12 protein-coding genes are annotated in these 20,024 nt (G+C 75.1%); 3 read left to right on the top strand and 9 right to left on the bottom strand.

Annotated elements, in window-relative coordinates:
• Positions 1-33 precede the first annotated feature (33 nt).
• Positions 34-375, top strand: a complete 342-nt coding sequence (locus CRP51_RS08605; protein ID WP_097230445.1) for a chorismate mutase — start codon at positions 34-36, stop codon at positions 373-375.
• 693 nt (positions 376-1,068) lie between these two features.
• Here the strand turns inward: CRP51_RS08605 and CRP51_RS08600 are convergent.
• Positions 1,069-2,955, bottom strand: coding sequence for a GMC family oxidoreductase (locus CRP51_RS08600; protein ID WP_097230444.1), 1,887 nt, complete (start codon positions 2,953-2,955; stop codon positions 1,069-1,071).
• The gene (locus tag CRP51_RS08595; RefSeq protein WP_097230443.1) at positions 2,955-4,529 is read right to left on the bottom strand and encodes a succinic semialdehyde dehydrogenase; all 1,575 of its coding nucleotides are present in this window, start codon (positions 4,527-4,529) and stop codon (positions 2,955-2,957) included. Before CRP51_RS08595 ends, CRP51_RS08600 begins: the two co-directional genes overlap by 1 nt.
• Positions 4,530-4,767: 238 nt before the next feature.
• Here CRP51_RS08595 and CRP51_RS08590 point away from each other — a divergent pair, with 238 nt between their 5' ends.
• Positions 4,768-5,757 carry a DMT family transporter gene (locus tag CRP51_RS08590; RefSeq protein ID WP_097230442.1) on the top strand — a complete coding sequence of 330 codons (990 nt, stop codon included), beginning with the start codon at positions 4,768-4,770 and terminating at the stop codon, positions 5,755-5,757.
• On the opposite strand, the gene CRP51_RS08585 is transcribed toward CRP51_RS08590, so the two are convergent.
• The 4 genes from CRP51_RS08585 to CRP51_RS08565 all read right to left on the bottom strand — a co-directional run bounded on the left by CRP51_RS08585 (position 5,718) and on the right by CRP51_RS08565 (position 14,870).
• A complete protein-coding gene (locus CRP51_RS08585; protein ID WP_245880450.1) occupies positions 5,718-7,490 on the bottom strand; it encodes a serine/threonine protein kinase in 1,773 nt (590 codons plus the stop codon). The genes CRP51_RS08590 and CRP51_RS08585 overlap by 40 nt on opposite strands.
• Positions 7,491-7,612: 122 nt before the next feature.
• Entirely contained in the window at positions 7,613-10,462 is a 2,850-nt protein-coding gene (locus CRP51_RS08580) for a serine/threonine kinase C-terminal domain-containing protein (RefSeq protein ID WP_097230441.1), read from the bottom strand.
• Between the two features lie 306 nt (positions 10,463-10,768).
• Positions 10,769-13,018 carry a serine/threonine-protein kinase gene (locus tag CRP51_RS08575; RefSeq protein WP_245880449.1) on the bottom strand — a complete coding sequence of 750 codons (2,250 nt, stop codon included), beginning with the start codon at positions 13,016-13,018 and terminating at the stop codon, positions 10,769-10,771.
• 121 nt (positions 13,019-13,139) lie between these two features.
• A complete protein-coding gene (locus CRP51_RS08565) occupies positions 13,140-14,870 on the bottom strand; it encodes a glycerol-3-phosphate dehydrogenase/oxidase (RefSeq protein WP_097230440.1) in 1,731 nt (576 codons plus the stop codon).
• Between the two features lie 292 nt (positions 14,871-15,162).
• Here CRP51_RS08565 and CRP51_RS08560 point away from each other — a divergent pair, with 292 nt between their 5' ends.
• A complete protein-coding gene (locus tag CRP51_RS08560; protein WP_097230439.1) occupies positions 15,163-16,389 on the top strand; it encodes a nucleotide sugar dehydrogenase in 1,227 nt (408 codons plus the stop codon).
• A gap of 25 nt (positions 16,390-16,414) precedes the next feature.
• Here CRP51_RS08560 and CRP51_RS08555 read toward each other — a convergent pair whose 3' ends face one another.
• From CRP51_RS08555 to shbA, 3 genes are all read right to left on the bottom strand, one after another.
• Positions 16,415-17,530: a GuaB3 family IMP dehydrogenase-related protein gene (locus CRP51_RS08555; RefSeq protein WP_097230438.1), complete on the bottom strand. Its 1,116-nt coding sequence runs from the start codon at positions 17,528-17,530 to the stop codon at positions 16,415-16,417.
• 69 nt (positions 17,531-17,599) lie between these two features.
• Positions 17,600-19,105: an IMP dehydrogenase gene (guaB, locus tag CRP51_RS08550; RefSeq protein WP_097230437.1), complete on the bottom strand. Its 1,506-nt coding sequence runs from the start codon at positions 19,103-19,105 to the stop codon at positions 17,600-17,602.
• 98 nt (positions 19,106-19,203) lie between these two features.
• Positions 19,204-19,779, bottom strand: coding sequence for an RNA polymerase sigma factor ShbA (gene shbA, locus CRP51_RS08545; protein WP_281259638.1), 576 nt, complete (start codon positions 19,777-19,779; stop codon positions 19,204-19,206).
• Positions 19,780-20,024 lie beyond the last annotated feature (245 nt).

Raw genomic sequence — 20,024 nt, 5'->3', positions numbered from 1 at the left:
GACTTCGGGGGACAGTTCCAGGGAGAACGGATCATGACGACTCAGACGACCACCACCCCGCCCCGGGCCGCCGGCACCGAAGGCGCGGCCGGCCTCGAAGCCCCCGCCGGCACCGAAGGCGCCGACGCCGACCCCGAGGCGGCCATCGCGCGGGCGCGCGCCGACATCGACGCGCTGGACGAGGAGATCGTGCGTCTCCTTCGCCGGCGCATGGCGCTCTCCGAGGGCGTGCAGCACATCCGGATGGCGCGCGGCGGCCGGCGGACCGACCTCGCGCGGGAGAACGAGGTACTGCGCCGCTGGCACGCGGAGTTGGGCCAGCCGGGCACCGCGTTGGCGATGACGCTGCTGGAACTCTGCCGGGGCCGCGTCTGACCCACCGGCCCCGGGAGGCGCCGGCCGAACCGGGGCACGACGCGTCACCCGTACGGAGCGTGACCGCCCGCCCGAGGCTTCGTTGAAGGTGGTGTCCCCGGGGCGATGAGGCGCCGTGGTCCGCGCGGTGTGGCGAGGACCACGCGCCGTGGGACCTCGCTCCGGTGCGGTGGCCGGGCAGCAGGGGACAGCAGGCCGGTCACGCCCCACGGCCGGTTCTCGGGACGCCGAGGACCGGCCGCCCCGGCCTCGCGGGCAGCGCCCCGCCTCCCGCGTGAGGCGACGCACGCGAGCGGGGGCCAAGGACGTTGGCGAGCCACGGCGCACCCCCCTCCAGTGGTTCGACCAACGAAAAGCGGCGCCTACCCCCCGGGTGCCGCTCCCAGCACAGGCGCCGCCCTGTCGCCGTGCTGACCGGGGGCCTCGGCCGGCGGCCGGGGCCCCCGGGACCCCTTCCCCCGAGCGAGCCCCGGCCCGCCCGGCGATGCGGCTGAAGACGGGACGGAAAGCCCGTGTCCCTTTCGTGACCGAGCGGCGAACAACCTTCCACGCGATTCAACGGTCTCAGCACATGTACAGCCGTTTACCGGCTGTGCCATCATGAACGGAGAGGCCCGCTCCATTCCCCCGTCGAGCGGGCCTCTTCATCTGTCCGGAATGTCGCCCCGCACCCCGGGCACCCCGCCATGCCCTTCACTGGTCCAGACCACCAGGGGGCGCCTCGTCGTCCCCGCCCGAGGCGGGTGGCGGCACCGGGGGCACGGGCAGCACGACCGGGAGCCGCAGCGCGCCGAAGGCCGACTCGGGAACGGCCGGACGGCGCGGCGGCGTCGGGCGCAGCGAGCGGTAGGGCTCGTCGGGTGCCGGCCGCGCGTCCGGCTCGCCCGCGTTGGGCCACAGCGCGAACGCGCGCTCCGCCTGGGCGGTGATGGTCAGCGCCGGGTTGACGCCGAGGTTGGCGGAGACGGCCGAGCCGTCGACCACGCTGATCCCCGGGTGGCCGTGCAGCCGGTGGTAGGGGTCGACCACCCCGCGCTCGGCGGTGTCCCCGATCGGGCAGCCGCCGAGGAAGTGCGCGGTCAGCGGCGTGCCGACCAGCTCTCCCACGTTGGTGCCGGCGAACCCGCCGATGTCCTCGGCGAGATGGCGCGCGGCCTCGGCGCCGGCCGGGATGTGGTCCGGGTTGGGGGCGCCGTGCCCCTGCCGCGCGGTGAGCAGCCCCCGGCCGGGGCGCCGCGTTCTGCGGTAGGTGGTCAGCGAGTTGTCGTGGGTCTGCATCACCAGCCCGATGATGGTCCGCTCCGACCAGCGCCGGTTGGACAGCGACAGCACGAAGACCACCGGGTGGCGCACGCTGGTCGCGGCGTAGGCGAGCAGCCGGGGCAGCCGGCCGCCCCTGCGGAACTGCTTGATCGACAAAAACCCCATCGCGTTGGAGCCCTTGCCGTAGCGGACGGGCTCGACGTGGGTGTGCTCGTCGGGGTGGATGGAGGAGGTGATCGCCACGCCCCGACTGAAGTCGAGGGTCGCGTCCTCGCCGTGCCGGGCGCGGTAGCGGCGGGGGATGGTGCTGGCGCCGACCAGCGCCTCGGAGTTGGTGCGGGTGAGGGTGCCGAGCCGGGCGGAGAGCCGGGGCAGCGTTCCCTGGTCGCGCATCCGGTGCAGCAGCGTCTGGGTGCCGTAGGTGCCGGCGGCGAGCACCACCCGGCGCACGCGCAGCACGGTGCGCTGTCGGCGCCGGCGGCGCGCCCCCGCCCTCGTCGGCACGCAGGTGACCAGATGGCCGCCGCCGTCGGGGAGTTCCGGCGCCTCCGCGACCTCGGTGACGGTGGTCAACGGGCGTATCTCGGCGCCGGCGCGCTCGGCGAGGTGGAGGTAGTTCTCGTTGAGGGTGTTCTTGGCGCCGTGCCGGCAGCCGGTCATGCACTCGCCGCACTCCAGGCAGCCGCGCCGCGAGGGGCCCGCGCCGCCGAAGTACGGGTCGGGGACCTCCTCCCCCGGCCGCGCCCGCCGCTCGCCGTCGGCGTCCTCGCCGTCCCCGAAGAAGACGCCGACCGGCGCCATCCGGAACGTGTCGCCCACGCCCATCCGCTCGGCCGCGCACCGCAGATGCCGGTCGGACGCGGTCACGGTCGGGTTGGTCCGCACCCCCAGCATCCGCCTGGCCTGCTCGTAGTACGGGGTCAACTCCCGCCGCCAGTCGGTGATGTGGCGCCACTGCCGGTCCTCGAAGAAGGCGTCGGGCGGCACATAGAGCGTGTTGGCGTAGTTGAGCGAGCCGCCGCCGACCCCGGAACCTGCCAGGATCATGACATTACTGAGAAGATGGATGCGCTGGATCCCGTAGAGGCCGAGCCTCGGCGCCCACAGGTAGTCGCGCAGGTGCCAGGAGTTCTTCGGCAGTCGCTCCCTGCTGAACCGGCGGCCGGCCTCCAGGACCACCACCCGGTACCCCTTCTCGCTCAGCCGCAGCGCGGCCACGGCCCCGCCGAAGCCGGAGCCCACCACGGCCACGTCGTAGTCGAACGCGGTGTCCGCGCCGCCCGGTTCCTCGCCCGGGAGCTCGGGCCCGCCGGCCATCAGCGCACCCCCAGCGACTTCAGCGCGCGCAGCGAGCGGCTGATCAACGCGGCGTAGCGGCGGTCGTCGAGGCCGTGCGACGGGGCGAGCGGCAGCAGTCGCTGGCGGGCGACGGTCTGCGGCTCGGTGTACTTCAGCAGCCCGTCGGCGCCGTGGCGCCGGCCGAGCCCGGAGTCGCCCATGCCGCCCATCGGCGACCCGACGCTGCCGTAGGCCGCGGCGTACCCCTCGTTGATGTTGACCGTGCCGGTGCGCAGCCGCCGGGCGATCCGGCCGGCGCGGCGTGAGTCGCGCGACCAGACGCTGGCGTTGAGCCCGAACGAGGTGTCGTTGGCCCTCGCCACCGCCTCGTCCTCGTCGGTGAAGCGGTAGACCGAGACGACGGGACCGAAGGTCTCCTCGGCGCAGACCCGCATGGCGGGGGTGACCCCCTCCAGCACGGTGGGCTCGTGGAAGAACGGCCCCAGGTCGGGCCGGTGCCGCCCGCCGGTGAGCACCCTGGCCCCCCGCGCGACGGCGTCCTCGACATGGGTGGCGACGGTGGCGAGTTGGGCGGCCGAGCAGAGGCTGCCCATGTCCGTGCCGTAGTCGAGGGCGGGCCCGAGCCGCATCGCCTCGACCCGGGCGACGAACCGGGCGAGGAAGTCGTCCGCCACCGAGGCGTCGACCAGCAGCCGTTCGACGGAGACGCACAGCTGCCCCGAGGAGGAGAAGGCGGCGCGCACCGCGCCCTCGGCGGCCCGGTCGAGGTCGGCGTCGCGGAGCACCAGCAGCGCGTTCTTGCCGCCCAACTCCAGGCTGGCGCCGATGAGTCGGGCGGCGGCGCGCTGGGCCACCTCGCGCCCGGTGCGGGTCGAGCCGGTGAACGTGACGTAGTCGGCGTGCTCCACGACGGCCGGGCCGACGACGGGCCCCTCCCCCAGCACCACCGTCCAGACGTCCTCGGGCAGCCCCGCCTCGCCCATCAGCCGGCGCGCCCACAGGGCGGTGAGCGCGGTCTCCGTGTCGGGCTTCATGACGACGGCGTTGCCGGCGAGCAGCGCGGGCAGCACGTCGCCGGCGGTCAGCTCAAGCGGGTAGTTCCACGGCGCTATGTGGCCGACCACCCCGTGCGGGTGGCGGACCTCTCTGACCTGGGTGAGCAGCGGTATCGCGCCCAGGTGGCGGCGCTCACCGAGCCGGCCGGGCGCGGTGCGGCCGTAGTGGCGGGCGGCCATCGCCACCGCCTGCACCTCCTCGTGCGCCGCGAGCCGGCTCTTGCCGGTCTCCAGCTGCACGAGGTCGAGCACCTCCGACTGGCGGCGCAGCAGCAGGTCGTGGAAGCGCAGCGCGACCCGGGCGCGCTCCCTGACCGATCTGGCCGCCCAGGCAGGCTGGGCCGCCCTGGCCCGCCGGAACGCGTCGGCCACCTCGTCCAGGGAAGCCTCGGGCAGCTCGGCCAACCGCTCCCCGGTGAACGGACAGTGGCACGCGGTGCGCCCGCCGCCCACCACGCCCGCGGTCAGCGACTCGACCAGAGCGGGGGTGACGATACGGGCGGCGGCCTCGCTCACGTCGGACTGCGCTGTCGTCATAGCCGGAGGGTACGTCGGAGTGTGGGCTATTCCTACCCGTTGGTAACGCCTTTTTGCCAGTGACCACTGGCATGAAGCGCCGCGCCGGCGACACCGGACCGCCCACCGGCGCGAAGGGGCGCGGGGAACCGCGCGAGCACCCCGCCACGGCGGTGCGTGCCGTCGCCGACCGGCGCGCGGGACCGCCAGGTCCGAATACCGCTAGTGCCCGAACTGGCGTTCCCCTTATCGTCGGCCCATGTCACGTCTCCTCAAGGCCGACGCGTCCGCCGCCGGTTGGGTCGCGCTCGGGGCGGCCGGCGTCACCGTGGTGCTCTGGGCGACCGCGTTCGTCTCCATCCGCAGCGCCGGCGAGGCGTACTCACCCGGCGCGCTGGCCCTCGGCCGACTGGCCGTCGGCTCACTGGTGTTGGGCGCCTTCTGCCTGGTGCGCCGCCAGGGCTGGCCGCCGCGGGCCGCCTGGCCCGGCATCCTGCTCTCCGGGGTGCTCTGGTTCGGCCTGTACATGGTCGCCCTGAACTGGGGCGAGCGGGAGTTGGACGCCGGCACCGCCGCGATGGTGGTGAACGTCGGCCCGGTGCTGATCGCGCTGCTCAGCGCGTGGCTGCTGAGCGAGGGCCTGCCAGGACCGCTGCTCGCGGGGATGGCCGTCTCGTTCGCGGGCGCCGTCGTCGTCGGCCTTTCGGCGACCGACTCCACGCACGCCTCGCCACTGGGCGTGCTGCTCTGCCTGCTGGCGGCCGTCTGCTACGCGGCCGGCGTGGTCGCCCAGAAGCCCGCGCTGGCGCACGCCGGCGCGCTCCAGGTCACCTTCTGGGGCTGCCTGGTCGGCACGGTGGCCTGCCTGCCGTTCACCGGGGTGCTGCTCTCCGAGGCGGCCGACGCCCCGCTCCCCGCCACGCTCAACATGGTCTATCTGGGCGCGTTCCCCACCGCTGTGGCCTTCACCACCTGGGCGTTCGCGCTGGCCCGCACGACCGCCGGCCGGATGGGGGCGACGACCTACGTGGTGCCGGCGCTGGTCGTGGTGATGGCCTGGGCGCTGCTGGACGAGGCCCCGACCGCCCTCGCCCTGCTGGGCGGCGCGCTCTGCCTCGCCGGCGTCGCGGTCTCGCGCCGCCGCCGGCGGGGCGCGCCCCGCACGGTCGCCGCCGGCGGCCCCGTCCCCGAGCGGTCCGGCGCCCGGGGTCAGGGGCGGAAGACCAGGTCCGCGAGGAGTCCCTGGTAGAGACGGTGCCCGGCCGTCGCCACCTCGCCCTCCGAGCCGAGCGTGGTCACCTGGACCTGCCAGTGCGAGCCGGCCGACGGGCCGCCGAAGTGCAGCGAACGCCGCTCCGCCGGCCCCTCGTGCGGCCGGGCGACACTGGTCGTGACGACCCGCAGCTCCGCCGCGTCGCCGCCCGACTGGAAGTCGGTCGCCCACGCCTCGCCTTCGACGCTCGCGTAGTTGGCGGTGTCGGAGCGGTAGGCGGCGACCTGGTGCTCCGCCTCGGTCAGCGGCGGCGAGGTGAAGCCCGGGTGGTGCCAGAGATCGACCGAGTGGCGCCCGTCGGGCGAGCGGTAGCTCACCTGACGTTCGCTGGAGGGGTTCTGCTCACGGACGTAGCCGGGCGGCAGGGACAGCGTCATGGCGAGGGCCGGTTCGTCGATCGCGTCCCACTGGGCCGGCGGCGCCACCTCCTGCGGCGGGCCGGTGTCATCGAGTTCTTCCAGGTCAGCTGGGTCGGTGGGGTTCTCGGTCGGGTCCGAGGGATCCTCGGCGCCCTCCTCGCCGCCGGCCTGCTCCTGCTCGGCGCCCTCCTCCGCCCGGCCCGCGTCCCGCTCCTCGGGGCTCTCGTCGGCGGCGCGTTCCTCGTCCTCGTCCTCCGGCGCGCGCCCGCTCTGCCCGTCGTCCGCCCCGGCGCCCGCCACCGACTCCGTGTGCTCCCCGGCGCGGTCGCCGCGCGCCGCCGGGTCCCCGTCCTCGCCCGGCCACGGCACCAGCAGCACCCCGGCCGCCAGCAGCACGGCGGCGGCCGCGCCGCCCGCCACCCACCGGGCGCGCCGCCCCCGCAGGAGCCGTCGCAGCCGGGCGGCGAGGCCGGGGCGCGCCTTCGGCGCGGGCGCGCCGGCCGCCTCCCGGCGCAACACCCTGCGTATCTCGTCCGGTTCCGGGCGCGCGCCGGGGCGCTTGCTGAGCAGCCGCAGCATCAGGTCGCCGAGGGCGTCGTCGGCGCGTTCCGGCGGCCGGGGCGGCGCGGAGATCACGGCCTGGATGGTGGCGGCCAACTGCTCCCTGCGGAACGGCGAGACGCCCTCCGTCGCCAGATACAGCAGCACGCCGAGCGACCACAGGTCGGCCTCGGGCCCCGGCTTCTCGCCCAACGCCAGCTCGGGGGCGACGAACTCGGGCGAACCGACGAACGCCCCCGTGTCGGTCAGCGCCTGCTCGCCCTCCACCGCGGCGATCCCGAAGTCCGTCAACACCACCCGGCCGTAGGCGCCGAGCAGCACGTTGCCCGGCTTCACATCGCGGTGCAGCACCCCCGCCTCGTGCGCGGCGACCAGCGCCTCCAGCACGCCGAGACCGATTCGCGCGGCCTCGGCGCGGGGTATCGGCCCCCGCGCCAGAAGGTCCTCCAGCGAACCGCCGCGCACCAGCTCCATCACCATCCAGGGGCGGCCGTCCTCGAAGACCAGGTCGTGGAGGGTGATCACCCCCGGGTGGCCGATCCTGGCGGCGGCCGCCGCCTCCCGGCGCATCCGGGCGAACGCCCGCTGCCGACGCGCCGGTTCGACGGAGGCGGGCAGCCTCGGCTCCTTGACCGCGACCTCCCGGCCGGTGATCTCGTCGCGCGCCCGCCAGACGGTGCCCATCCCGCCCTGCCCGAGCCGCTCCACCAACTGGTAACGGCCGCCCAGCAGTCGGCCCCTCGCGTCGGCCCCAGAAAGGCGTGGGTCGACGTGCGCGCCCTCGTTCACCAGCCCGTTCCCCGTCTGTCCCGTGCTCCGCTTGCCAAGCCCGGCGCCGCGCTCGGCACCGCGCCCGGCGAGCCGCGGAACCACGGCACCGCTGCGGCACCGAACGCGCGTCGGGCCCGTGATCAGCCGCTGCGGCGGTAGCTCTCGGCTGTCACGTCGTAGATGTCGGCCACCCGGTCCCTGAGGTCGTCGGGGCCGAGCACCTGCACCACATGGTAGTCACCGGCGATGAGCAGCACCCGGTTGAACGCCACCAGCTCGGCGCCGCCCTCGCGCCAGCCGAAGACCCCCTCGGCCATCTGCACGTCGCCGACCCTGGTCTCGATCAGCCCGCTCTGCGAGGAGAACTGGTACGCCCGGAAGTCGGCCAACTCGGGCTGCTGGGTGAGCTGGTAGTCCATCGGCGTGTCACCGAAGTCGGCCACGCTGTCCCGACCGGGGACCACCACGATCTCTATCTCGCCGTCGGTGAAGACGACCCGCTGCTCGGGCCCGGCCTCGCGCTGCCAGTCGTCCGGGACGGCCAGCACGAAGCCGGCGCCGTCCTCGACCAGCCCGAAGCCGTCGGGAGGCGGGGCCGGTTGGCTGTCCTGCTCGTTGGGCGAGGGCTGGGTGGCGCCCTCGGTGGGCTCGCCCTCCGGCTCCTCCTCGGCCTCGCCGTCGGCGCCCTCGGCGCCGCCCGCCGGCTCCTCGGCCTCGTCCGGGGTCGTGTCGACGTCCGGGGCGCCCTCCCCCGTCGCGTCGCTCCCTTCCCGCTCACCCGGCGGGAACGCCAGCACATAGGCGACGGCGCCGGCCAGCCCCAGCAGCACCAGCGTCAGCAGCACCCGGCCGAGCCGGCGCGGGCCGCGCTCCCGGCGCGGGCGCCGGCGCGGGCCGACCAACTCGCCACGGCGGCGCAGTATCGGCAGCCGCCGGGGGTCGGAGGGACGACCCGGCTCCAACGCGGGCGGCGGCGCGGTGACCGTGCGGCGGCCGACGTCCGGCTCGGGGGCGCCGCGCAGCATGGAACGCAGCCAGCCGCGCAGCGCCTCGGCGCTCGGCCGCTCCGTCGGGTCCTGCCGCAGCAGCGACTCCACGATGGGGCGCAGCGCGCCGCAGTCCTCGGCGAACGCGGGCTGCTCGGCGCAGACGGCCTGCACCAGCTCGGCCGCGCTGTCCTCCGGGTAGGCGGGGTGGCCCTGCACGGCGCGGAAGAGCAGCGCGCCCAACGCCCAGAAGTCCGCCGGCGGGCCGACCGGCGGGGCCAGCCGCCAGTGCTCGTAGACGGGCCCGGCCTGTTCCGGCGCCCACCGCTCGGTGACCGCGCCCACGGTGGTGATCCGCGCCTGGCGGGCGCGTTCGGCGGCCAACGCGCTGTCCGGACCCCGGTAGCGCTGCTCGTCGCCGGCGCGCCCGCCGGGCGGGGGCGCGTGCTCGGCACGGGGGGCGGGCGCCGGCTGGGGCGCGCCGGGAGGCTCCTGCCGCGCCGGCGGAAGCGCCGGCGCGTGCGGACCGGGACCGGCGTGCGGACCGGGACCGAACTGCGCGTCGTGCGCGCCGTGGCCCTCGTGCACGCCTTGGCCGCCCTGCCCGGCGGGCTGGTGCGGGGGGCCCTCCTGGGGCCTGGGGCGCGGCGGCTCGGTCAACTCCCAGCCGGTGCGCACCGGCTCGCTGGGCCGCCGGCCGCCGGGCAGCTCCGTCGGCCCCACGCCGCCCTGGGGACCGTCCACCGCCGGGGGGCGCGGGGACATGCTGGCGCTGCGCGCCGCGCCGGCCCGCGCGCCGGCGCGGTAGGCGGCGATGGCGCCGCTGCGCGCGGCGCGGTCCGTGGCGGGGCGCTCGCCGGGGGCGCCTGGCTGCTGCCCCGGCTCGCCCGGCGTCCCGTCGCCGCCCTCGAAGTCCCAGCTGCTGGGCAGCCCTTCGCGCCCGGAGGACCCGCCCGGCTGGCCGTTGTCCCAACGCCGGTAGCCGTCGGGCAGCTCGCCCCCCGGCTCTCCCGCCTGGAAGCCGGGCGGCAGCTCCGCCCGTTCCCCCTCGGCCGGCGCCTCGTCCCCGGCGAAGCCGCCGGGCCACCGCGGCTCGCCCGGGCCCCAGTACCCGGCGCCCGTGGGGGCGCCGCCCGCCTCGCCGCCGTCCGGCGGCCAACCGGCCTCCCGCGCCGGCCCGGCGCCGCCCGCCTCCGTGCCCGAGGGCCGCAAGCCGCCGTCGGCGGTCGGGGCGTCACCGCCCCAGGAGCCGCCGCCGGCCGGCGGCGCGCCGTAGCGCCCCTCGGCCGGGCCGTCGGGCGCGCCGGCGCCCGGCGTCGGACTCTCCGGGGCGCGTCCGCCGGCGGGACCGGTCGGCGAGACGCCGGTCCTGGGGTGCGCGGCGAAGGTGTCGGGGATGTCGGGCGCGGGCAACGGGTCGTAGCCGCAGAGGACTTCCTCCGCGGCGCCCGCCGCCAGCCCGGTCAGCACGGCGCGACCGTCGTCGCAGATCAGCACGGTGCGCGCGGTGACGTTGCGGTGGGTCCAGCCGTGGGCGTGCACGATCCGCAGCGCGGCGAGCAGGTCGGCGGCGACCTCGGCCGCCCGGTAGGGGCCGAGTCGTTCCTCCGCGAGCAGCGCGGCCAGCGGCCTCGACGGCACTAACTCACTGACGATCCACAGTCCGTCGCCCTGCACGAAGACGTCGAAGACCTGGTCGAGCCTGGGGTGGTCGGGCAGCCCGGCCGCCGCCGTGGCGGCCTCGACGGCGCGCCGGACGACGGGGTCGTCCGGCGTCCTGGTCGCCCGGTCCGCGCCTGGTCCGCGCCCGCCGCCGGCCGGGCCGCGCCCGGCGCCGTCGACCAGCTCGGCGTCGACGACCTCGGGCAGCGGCACCTGGCGGACCAGGACCTCCTGGCCGCTGGCGGTGTCGAAGGCCCGGGACTCGACGAACTCGAACTCGTCGGACGGGGTTTGGGGAAGCCGGTACCGATCGGCCAGCAACCGCCCCGCGTACTTGTCCACCTTGCGCCTCCCCACCGCGTGCCCACCCAGCGAACGGCTTCCCACACGATACGGCGCGGGACGCCCGTCCGGCTACGGTCTGTCAACTCACGATTCTTCTCAGTTCCAATCAGCCCTACGCCAGCCCTCGTTCAGCCCCAGTCATCTCCCGTCAGATCCGGTCAGTGGCAGAGAGTCAGCGGCGGAGAGACCGCCCACCGGTGACACCCTCGCGACGGGGACCCGACCGCGTGTCCGGGACCGCCGCCGGCCGGGCTCAGCCGGCGCCGGCGGAACACGGGCCGGTGGGGCACGGGCCGGTGCGGCTCACTCCAGCGGCTGGAAGGTCTGGAAAGCCGTCTCCCGCAGTGTCTCGCACGAGCCTCCCTCCCACTCGCCCGCCGGGCAGGTGATCATGATCGCGTAGCCCCGGTCGTCGTCGACCTTGAAGCCACGGTTGAGCACCCGGACTCTTTCCCCGTTCTCCACCCTTTCGAACTGCCAGTCGGCAACCGTGGGATAGTCCCGCCACTCGACGCTCTCGATCCCGAGCGGCTCGTACCCGTCGCTGTTGCCCCGGACCGCCGGCTCCAGGTCGCGCCAGGCGGCCTCCGCGTCGGAGCCGGGGCTGCCGTTGAAGTCCACCTGGAGCTTGACCGGGCTGCCGGACTCCGCCGCGTAGATGGCGCCCGAGTTCTGTCCCGCTATGCCTATCCGCTGCCAGCCCTGCGGCAGCGAGATGCGGAAGTGGAAGTCGGCGTCCACGACCTCGGCGTAGCCGCTGGGGCCGTCCGGCTCGGCGTCCGGGTCGTTCTCCGGCGAGGTGCCGGGCGGGCCGTCGTCCCCGCCGGACCCGCCGTCCTCCCCGCCGGACTCGCCGGACGCGCCCGCCGAGTCGCCCTCGCCGTCCTCGCCCTCGGGCCCGCCCTCGGAGTCGCCGCCCGAACCGCCCTCCGGCCCCGGCTCGTTGCCCCCCTGCTGCCCCTCGGTCTCGCCCTGCTCCCGCCCCTGGGACGAGCCGCCGCCCTCGTCGTTGCCCCCGTCGTCGCCGCTGGTCAGCCAGATCACCACGGCCGTGCCGAGCACCACGAGCGCCAACGCGACCGCGCCGATGGCCAGTCGCAGCCGCCGCCGGTCCGCCTCGTCGTCACCCGGCCGCCGGGCCGGTGGCGGGGTGCGCGGCCCCTCGGGGGCACCGGCGGCACCGACCGGGGTCGCCGGCCGCGCCGGCGTGCGCGGGTCGCGGGCGCCGGCCTTCGGCCGCGCGCCGGCGCTCGCGGACGCCCCCGCGTCCTTCGCGTCGCCCCCGCCCCGGGCGCCCTCGCCGCTCCCGCCGCGCGGGACGGCCGGAACGTCACCCGGCTTCGGCGTGCTCGCCCCCACCACCAGCGTCTGGTGGTCGGTCGTCGAGCCGGAGCCCTCGCCGCCGGTCAGCGCCGCGTTCAGCAGCTCCCGCACCCGGGGCTCCGCCGGCCGGTCCTCCGGCTTCTTCCGGAGCAACTCCATGATCAGGTCGGCCAGTGGGCCCGCCTTCGCCGGCGGGGGCACCGGGTCGTGCATCACGGCCGCCAGCGTGGCGATCGCGCTGCCCTCGTCGTAGGGCGGCCGGCCCTCCACACAGCAGTAGAGCAGCGCGCCCAGCGACCACATGTCGGCCGGCGGCCCGGGGGAGGCGCCCCTGGCCCGCTCGGGCGAGATGTAGGAGGGGGCGCCGACCAGCATCCCGGTCGAGGTGATCGACGGGTCGCCCTCGACCTTCGCGATGCCGAAGTCCGTCAGCACCACCCGGCCCTCGTCGTCGGCGACGATCACGTTGGACGGCTTGACGTCGCGGTGCAGGATGCCGGCCAGGTGCGCGTCCCGCAGCACGTCGAGGATGGCCAGCCCCGTCTCGGCGGCCCGGCGCGGGGACATCGGGCCGTCCTGCCGGATGATGTCGGCGAGCGAGCGGCCCTCGATCAGCTCCATCACGATCCAGGGGCGAGAACCCTCGTCGACCACGTCGTAGATGGTGACGACGCCCCGGCTGCGGATGGTGGCGATGGCCTTGGCCTCCCGCAGCGTGCGGGTGATCATCCGCTTGCGCTCGGCGTCCTCGATCCCGGCCGACAGGCGCAGCTCCTTGACCGCGACGGAGCGCCCCAGCACCTCGTCCCTGGCCCGCCACACCGTGCCCATGCCGCCGCGCCCGACGACGGAGCCCAGCCGGTAGCGCCCGTTGAGCAGCTTGCTCGCCCCGGCCCCGCGGCCAGGGGACACCTTGGTGGTCGGCCGGTCCTCGACGTCCGCCGCGCCGGAACGGCCGCCCGCGCCGCCGCCCTTGCCCGCCGCGCCCCCGGAACGGCCCTCGCCTTCACCGCCCTTGGGCGCCTCGGCCGCGCCTCCGGCCGCGTCCTCCGCGTCGTCCCCGTCCCGCTTCCGCGCCGCTCCTGCCGCGTCCCGCCCGGCGCCGGAGTCCTCGGCAACGCCCGCCTCTCCGCCCTTCGCTGACGAGGCGCCGGCTTCCGCGCCGCCGTCCTCTCCCTCGTCCGGCTGTCGGCGCAGCCTCGACTCGTTCGCCCCACTGTCCTGGCCCATGCGTGCGTCCCCTCCGGCTTCCCGGGCCATTGTCACCCATCCGTATGACATCCGGGGCGCGGGGCGACCCGCCCGCCCGAGTCGATCAGTAACGAATCGACACGGGCGGGGCGCCGGGGTGTCAGAGCGGAACGGTGTCCGGGGCCCCCAGCCGCGCGGCGTCGGCGGTCTGGTCGTCGGGCTGGAGCTGCGACTCCCGCTCGGCCTCGACCCGCTTGAGATAGTGCTCCACCTCACGTTCCACCTGCCGGTCCGACCACCCGAGCACGCCTCCCATCAACTCGGCGCACTCCTGGGCACTTCGGGTGCCCCGGTCGAAGGTCTCGATCGAGATCCGGGTGCGCCGGGTCAGCACGTCCTCCAGATGGCGGGCGCCCTCGTGCGAACAGGCGTACACGATCTCGGCCTTGAGGTAGTCGTCGGCCGCCGGCAGCGGCCGGCCCAGGCGCGGGTCGTCCACGATCAGGTCCAGCACCTCCTGCGTCAGGGAGCCGTAGCGGAGCAGCAGATGCTCGACCCGCGCCTCGTGCAGCCCCGCCCTGGCCGCGATCCTGGCCCGCGCGTTCCACAGCGCCGCGAAACCCTCGGCGCCCGCCAGCCTGACCTCCTCCGTGCAGCACTCGGCCACCCGCTGGTCCAGCCCGTGGACGGCCGCGTCCACCGCGTCCTTGGCCATCACCCGGTAGGTGGTGTACTTGCCGCCGGCGACCACCACGAGCCCCGGCACCGGGTGGGCGACGGTGTGCTCGCGGGAGAGCTTGCTGGTGGCGTCGGACTCCCCGGCCAGCAGCGGCCGCAGCCCCGCGTAGACGCCCTCCACGTCGTCCCTGGTGAGCGGCGTGGCCAGCACGGAGTTGACGTGTTCCAGCAGGTAGTCGATGTCGGCGCTGGACGCGGCCGGGTGCGCCTTGTCCAGATCCCAGGCGGTGTCCGTGGTGCCGACGACCCAGTGGCGACCCCAGGGGATCACGAACAGCACGCTGGTCTCGGTGCGCAGGATCAGCCCGGTCGACGAGTGGATGCGGTCCTTCGGCACCACCAGGTGGATGCCCTTGGAGGCGCGGACGTGGAACTGCCCGCGCTCCGCGATCATCGCCTGGGTGTCGTCGGTCCACACACCCGTCGCGTTGACCACCTGCCGGGCCCTGATCTCGTAGGCGCGGAAGTCCCCCTCGCCGTCCCCGCTGCCGCTCTCCAGGTCCGACACCCGCACGCCGACGACCCGTTCCCCCTCCCGGAGGAACGCGGTGACCCGCGCCCGGTTGGCGACCCGCGCCCCGTACCCGGCGGCGGTGCGCACCAGGGAGGCGACGAAACGGGCGTCGTCCACCTGGGCGTCGTAGTACTGCAACGCGCCGACCAGCGCGTCCTTCCGGAGACAGGGCGCGACCCGCAGCGCCCTGGTGCGGCTGAGGTGACGGTGCGTGGGGAGCCCGCGCCCGTGCCCCGAGGAGAGCGACATCGCGTCGTAGAGCGCCACGCCCGAGCCCGCGTAGAACCTCTCCCAGCCGCGGTGCCGGAGCGGATAGAGGAACGGCACCGGGCGCACCAGATGCGGGGCGATCCGGCTCAGCAGCAGTCCGCGTTCCCGCAGCGCCTCCCTGACCAGGCCGAAGTCCAGCATCTCCAGGTAGCGCAGCCCGCCGTGGATCAGCTTGCTTGAGCGGCTCGAAGTGCCGGCCGCCCAGTCCCTGGCCTCGACGAGGCCGGTGGACAGGCCCCTGGTGGTGGCGTCCAGCGCGATGCCGGCGCCGACCACCCCGCCGCCGACCACCAGGACGTCCAGCTCCCGTTCCGCCATCCGCTCCAGTGCCTCGGCTCGCTGTTCCGGTCCTAGCGTCGCTGTCCTCACCGCTGCCTCCCTGGCATGTCGTGTGCGTCCGCCGTGCCCTGGTCCCTTCCGGCCCGCCGCTCCGGCCGGCCGGAACGCCGTCCTCCCCGGCGTCTCCCGACGCCCCCTCAGCACGCGATTCCAGACTCCCCCAGGCCGGCCCGGCGCGCCGCCCGAGCGCGTCCCCCCGGTACGCGCCCGGCCTCGCCGGTCGACGCAATCCACCCTTTCTGTCATATATGCCCGTAACCTGACCGGTAGCGCATATGCCCTCCCCGGGGGGAGCGGCAGAAGGGAAGGGAGCCGCCCGCGTATGCCCGCTGATCTCGCCGTTCTCGGCCTTGGGCCCATGGGACTGCCCGCCGCCAGGGCGGCCGCCGCCGCCGGCATCTGTACCGTCGCCTTCGTACCGGATGCCCGGCTCGCGTCGGGCTTGAACGCGGGCCGGCCGCCCGCCGACGGCTCGCTCTCCGCGCCCGCGCTGCGGCGGATGCTGGCCGGCGGCTTCCGCGCCGCCAGCGACCCCGTCGTGCTCGGCCGGGTCCGCACCGCGCTGATCTGCGCGCCGACCCCGCCCGACGACCGGGGCGCCCCCGACCTCACCGGCGTACGCGAGGCCGCCGCCGCGCTCGCGCCCCGACTGCGCCCGCGCACGCTGGTGGTGCTGGAGTCCACGGTGCCGCCCGGCACCACCGAGGGCGTGCTGCGCCCGGTCCTGGAGCGCGGCTCGGGGCTGCGCGCCGGGCGCGACTTCCAACTGGCGCACGCCCCCGGACGCTCCGGCCCGCAGCCGGCCGGCGGCCCCGCCACCGCCCCCCGGGTGATCGGCGGCCTCACCCCCGACTGCGTCGAGGCGGCCGCCGCGTTCTACGGACGGCTCACCGACAAGGTGGTGCGCGCCCGTGGCCTGCGCGAGGCGGAGGCGGTGAAGGTGCTGGAGACCAACGTGCAGCACGTCTCCGCGGCGCTGATCAACGAGATGGCGATGTTCTGCCACGAGCAGGGCATCGACCTGTGGGACGTCGTCCGCTGCGCCGAGACCCGCGCCCCCGCGCCCGGCGTGCGCCGCCCCGGTCCCGGCGTCGCGGGCCCGGACGCGCCGGTCAACCCGGGCGAACGGCTGCGGCTGGTGGGCCTGGCCCACGAGCTCAACGCACGGATGCCCGGCTATCTGACCGGCCGGGCCACCGCCCTCCTCAACGAGCACGGCAAGTCGGCCAGGGGCGCCGACGTCCTGCTGCTCGGCGTCGCCCACCCCGAGCTGCCGGAAGCGGAACGCGGCGCCGCACGCGAGATCGCCTCCCGGCTGACGACGCTCGGCGCGCGGCTGACCTTCCACGACCCGGGCGTCGCCGAATGGCGGGTCGCGGGCCGGCGGGTGCCGCGCGCCGACTCACCGTACGAGTCGGCGGCGGCGGCCGATCTGACGCTGCTGCTGCACCACCACGGCACCTACGACCTCCAGGGCCTGGCCGCCAAGGCGCAACTGCTCTTCGACACCAGGGGCGTCACCCCGGCGGGCGCCGCCCACCGGCTGTGAGACGGCCGGCGGGGCGCCCTGTCGCTCAACGCGAGCGCGCGACCGTGACCTCGACCCGCTGGAACTCCTTCAGCTCCGAGTAGCCCGTGGTCGCCATCGCCCGGCGCAGCGCGCCGAAGAAGTTCATCGAGCCGTCCGGGATGTGCGAGGGGCCCGCCAGCACCTCGCGGGTGGTGCCGACCGTCCCCAGGTGCACCTTCTTGCCGCGCGGCACGTCCTCGTGCACCGCCTCCATGCCCCAGTGGTGCCCACGCCCCGGGGCGTCGGTGGCGCGGGCCAGCGGCGAGCCCATCATCACGGCGTCGGCGCCGCAGGCGATCGCCTTCGGCAGGTCACCCGACCAGCCGACGCCGCCGTCGGCGATCACGTGGACGTAGCGCCCGCCCGACTCGTCCAGGTAGTCGCGCCGCGCGGCGGCGACGTCCGCCACCGCCGTCGCCATCGGCACCTGGATGCCGAGCACGTTGCGCGTGGTGTGGGCGGCGCCGCCGCCGAAGCCCACCAGCACGCCGGCCGCCCCGGTCCGCATCAGGTGCAGCGCCGCCGTGTAGGTGGCGCAGCCGCCGACGATCACCGGGACGTCCAGCTCGTAGATGAACTGCTTGAGGTTCAACGGCTCGGCCGCGCCCGAGACGTGCTCGGCCGAGACCGTGGTGCCCCTGATCACGAAGATGTCGACGCCCGCGTCGAGCACCGCCTTGGAGAACTGCGCCGTCCGCTGCGGGGAGAGCGCCGCGGCCGTGACCACGCCCGCGTCCCTGACCTCGCGGATGCGCCGGGAGATCAGCTCCTCCTGGATCGGCGCCGCGTAGATCTCCTGGAGCCTGCGGTTGGCCAGCTCCTCGTCCAGCCCGGCGATCTCGGCGAGCAGCGGCTCGGGGTCCTCGTAACGGGTCCACAGCCCCTCGAGGTTGAGCACCCCGAGCCCGCCCAGCTCACCGATGTGGATCGCGGTCCTCGGCGACACGACGGAGTCCATCGGCGCCGCCAGGAACGGCAGCTCGAAGCGGTAGGCGTCGATCTGCCAGGCGATCGAGACCTCCTTCGGGTCGCGGGTGCGGCGCGAGGGCACCACGGCGATGTCGTCGAAGGCGTAGGCGCGACGCCCACGCTTGCCACGCCCGATCTCGATCTCAGTCACAGGTAGAGCCCCTTCATACGGTGTGCGCCCCCCAGTATCACCGATGCCGTCCCGGCGGCATCGGGCCCACTACCGCCGCGAGTAGTTGGGGGCCTCCGTGGTCATCTGGATGTCGTGCGGGTGGCTCTCCTTGAGGCCGGCCGAGGTGATCCGCACGAACTGGCCGCGCTCCTTGATCTCCGGCACGGTCCGCCCGCCGAGGTAGTACATCGACTGGTGCAGCCCGCCCACCAGCTGGTGGACCACGGAGGCCAACGGGCCCCGGTAGGGCACCTGGCCCTCGATGCCCTCGGGGATCAGCTTGTCGTCGTCGCCGACGCCCTGCTGGAAGTAGCGGTCCTTGGAGTAGGAACGGCGCTCGCCGCGCGACTGCATCGCGCCGAGCGAACCCATGCCCCGATAGGACTTGAACTGCTTGCCGTTGATGAACTGCAACTCGCCGGGGGACTCCTCGCAGCCCGCCAGCAGGCTCCCCAGCATCACCGTGTCGGCGCCGGCGACCAGCGCCTTCGCGATGTCGCCGCTGTACTGGAGGCCGCCGTCGCCGATCACCGGGACGCCCGCCTCGCGGGCGGCGAGCGACGCCTCGTAGATCGCGGTGACCTGCGGCACACCGATGCCGGCGACCACCCGGGTGGTACAGATCGAACCGGGGCCCACGCCCACCTTGATGCCGTCCACGCCGGCGTCGACCAGCGCGCGGGCGCCGTCCCTGGTCGCCACGTTCCCCGCGACGACGTCGACGCCCGCGTGGCTGCCCTTGATCTTGGCGGCCATCTCCGGCACCAGCCGGGAGTGGCCGTGCGCGGTGTCCACCACAACGAAGTCGACACCGGCCTCGATCAGCGCCTCGGCCCGCTCGTAGGCGTCGCCCGCGACGCCCACGGCCGCGCCGACGATCAGCCGGCCCTCGGCGTCCTTGGCGGCGTTGGGGTACTGCTCGGCCTTGACGAAGTCCTTGACCGTGATCAGGCCCTTGAGCCGGCCCGCGCCGTCCACCAGCGGCAGCTTCTCGATCTTGTGCCGGCGCAGCAGCTCGACGGCCTCCTGCGGGGAGATCCCCACCTGGCCCGTGACCAGCGGCATCGGCGTCATCACGGCCCGCACCTCACGGGAGCGGTCCGTCTCGAAGGCCATGTCGCGGTTGGTGACGATGCCCAGCAGCCGGCCCGAGTCGTCCGTCACCGGCACGCCGCTGATCCGGTAGCGCCCGCACAGCTCGTCGGCCTCGCGGAGGGTGGCGTCCGGACGGATGGTGATCGGGTCGGTGACCATCCCGGACTCCGAGCGCTTCACCCGGTCGACCTGGGCGGCCTGCTCCTCGATCGACAGGTTCCGGTGGAGCACCCCGGCGCCGCCCTGGCGGGCCATGGCGATGGCCATCCTGGCCTCGGTGACCTTGTCCATCGCGGCGGAGAGCAGCGGAACGTTGACCCGGACGTTGCGCGAGATCCGCGAGGAGGTGTCGATCTCGTCGGGTGCCAGATCCGCCGGGCCGGGCAGCAACAGCACGTCGTCGAAGGTCAGCCCGAGCGCCGCGAACTTCTGCGGCACCTCGCCCACGTGATCAGTCATGACACCACTTTTCCGAATGAACCGAACGATCCGAACACTCCCCTCGGGCTCACTCGGCCGGGGTGTCCAGCTTACGACCCTCGGAACACCCGGACGGCCTACCGTCCGGCGAGCGCCCGCAGCCGGGTCAGCGCCCGGTGCTGCGCCACCCGGACCGCGCCGGGGGACATCCCGAGCCGGTGCCCGGTCTCCTCCGCGGTCAGCCCGACGGCCACCCGCAGCAGCACCAGCTCGCGCAGATGGGCGGGGAGGTTGGCCAGGAGCTTCCGGGCCCACTCGGCGTCGCTGCTGAGCAGCGCGCGCTCCTCGGGCCCCAGCGAGTCGTCGGGCCGCTCCGGCATCTCGTCCGAGGGCACCGCCATGCTGCCGGGATGCCGCAGCGCGGCGCGCTGGAGGTCGGCGACCTTGTGCTGGGCGATGGCGACGACGAAGGCGTCGAACGGACGGCCGGTGTCCCGGTAGCGCGGCAGTGCGCAGAGCACCGCCAGGCACACCTCCTGCGCCAGGTCGTCCACGAAGTGCCGCGCCTCGCCCGGAAGTCGGGAGAGCCGCACCCGGCAGTAGCGCAACGCCAGCGGGTGCACATGGGCCAGCAGATCGTGGGTGGCCTGGGCGTCGCCCGTGGCCGCACGATGCGCCAGGGCGGCGATCGCCGAGGTGTCGTCATCGCGCATCGGTCCATGGTGCACCCCCGCCGACCGGTCCGTGACCGTCGAGGCGGAGTTGTGCACCGAAGCGTTATGCGCGGGAGCGCTGAAGGTCACGATCCTGGCCCTCCCCTTCACACCCGGCTGGCTCGTCCCCAAGGAGCTTCATACTTCCAGGATGCGACACCGGTGGACCGTTTGCGTCCCGCCTCCCGCCGGACGGGGTGGAGCGCCGCCGGCGAACACCCCGTCCCGTCCCGGGCACCGCCTGC

Source organism: Streptomyces zhaozhouensis, assembly GCF_900230195.1.
Lineage (GTDB): Bacteria > Actinomycetota > Actinomycetes > Streptomycetales > Streptomycetaceae > Streptomyces > Streptomyces zhaozhouensis.
This window is presented reverse-complemented; position numbering and strand designations above follow the sequence as displayed.

What these genes read in the sequence shown, in the direction of transcription:
- CRP51_RS08600 (WP_097230444.1), bottom strand. Translation starts at nt 2,955, where the DNA reads ATGGCCGGCGGGCCCGAGCTCCCGGGCGAGGAACCGGGCGGCGCGGAC.
- CRP51_RS08595 (WP_097230443.1), bottom strand. Translation starts at nt 4,529, where the DNA reads ATGACGACAGCGCAGTCCGACGTGAGCGAGGCCGCCGCCCGTATCGTC.
- shbA (WP_281259638.1), bottom strand. Translation starts at nt 19,779, where the DNA reads ATGCGCGATGACGACACCTCGGCGATCGCCGCCCTGGCGCATCGTGCG.
- CRP51_RS08575 (WP_245880449.1), bottom strand. Translation starts at nt 13,018, where the DNA reads ATGGGCCAGGACAGTGGGGCGAACGAGTCGAGGCTGCGCCGACAGCCG.
- guaB (WP_097230437.1), bottom strand. Translation starts at nt 19,105, where the DNA reads ATGACTGATCACGTGGGCGAGGTGCCGCAGAAGTTCGCGGCGCTCGGG.
- CRP51_RS08560 (WP_097230439.1), top strand. Translation starts at nt 15,163, where the DNA reads ATGCCCGCTGATCTCGCCGTTCTCGGCCTTGGGCCCATGGGACTGCCC.
- CRP51_RS08590 (WP_097230442.1), top strand. Translation starts at nt 4,768, where the DNA reads ATGTCACGTCTCCTCAAGGCCGACGCGTCCGCCGCCGGTTGGGTCGCG.
- CRP51_RS08605 (WP_097230445.1), top strand. Translation starts at nt 34, where the DNA reads ATGACGACTCAGACGACCACCACCCCGCCCCGGGCCGCCGGCACCGAA.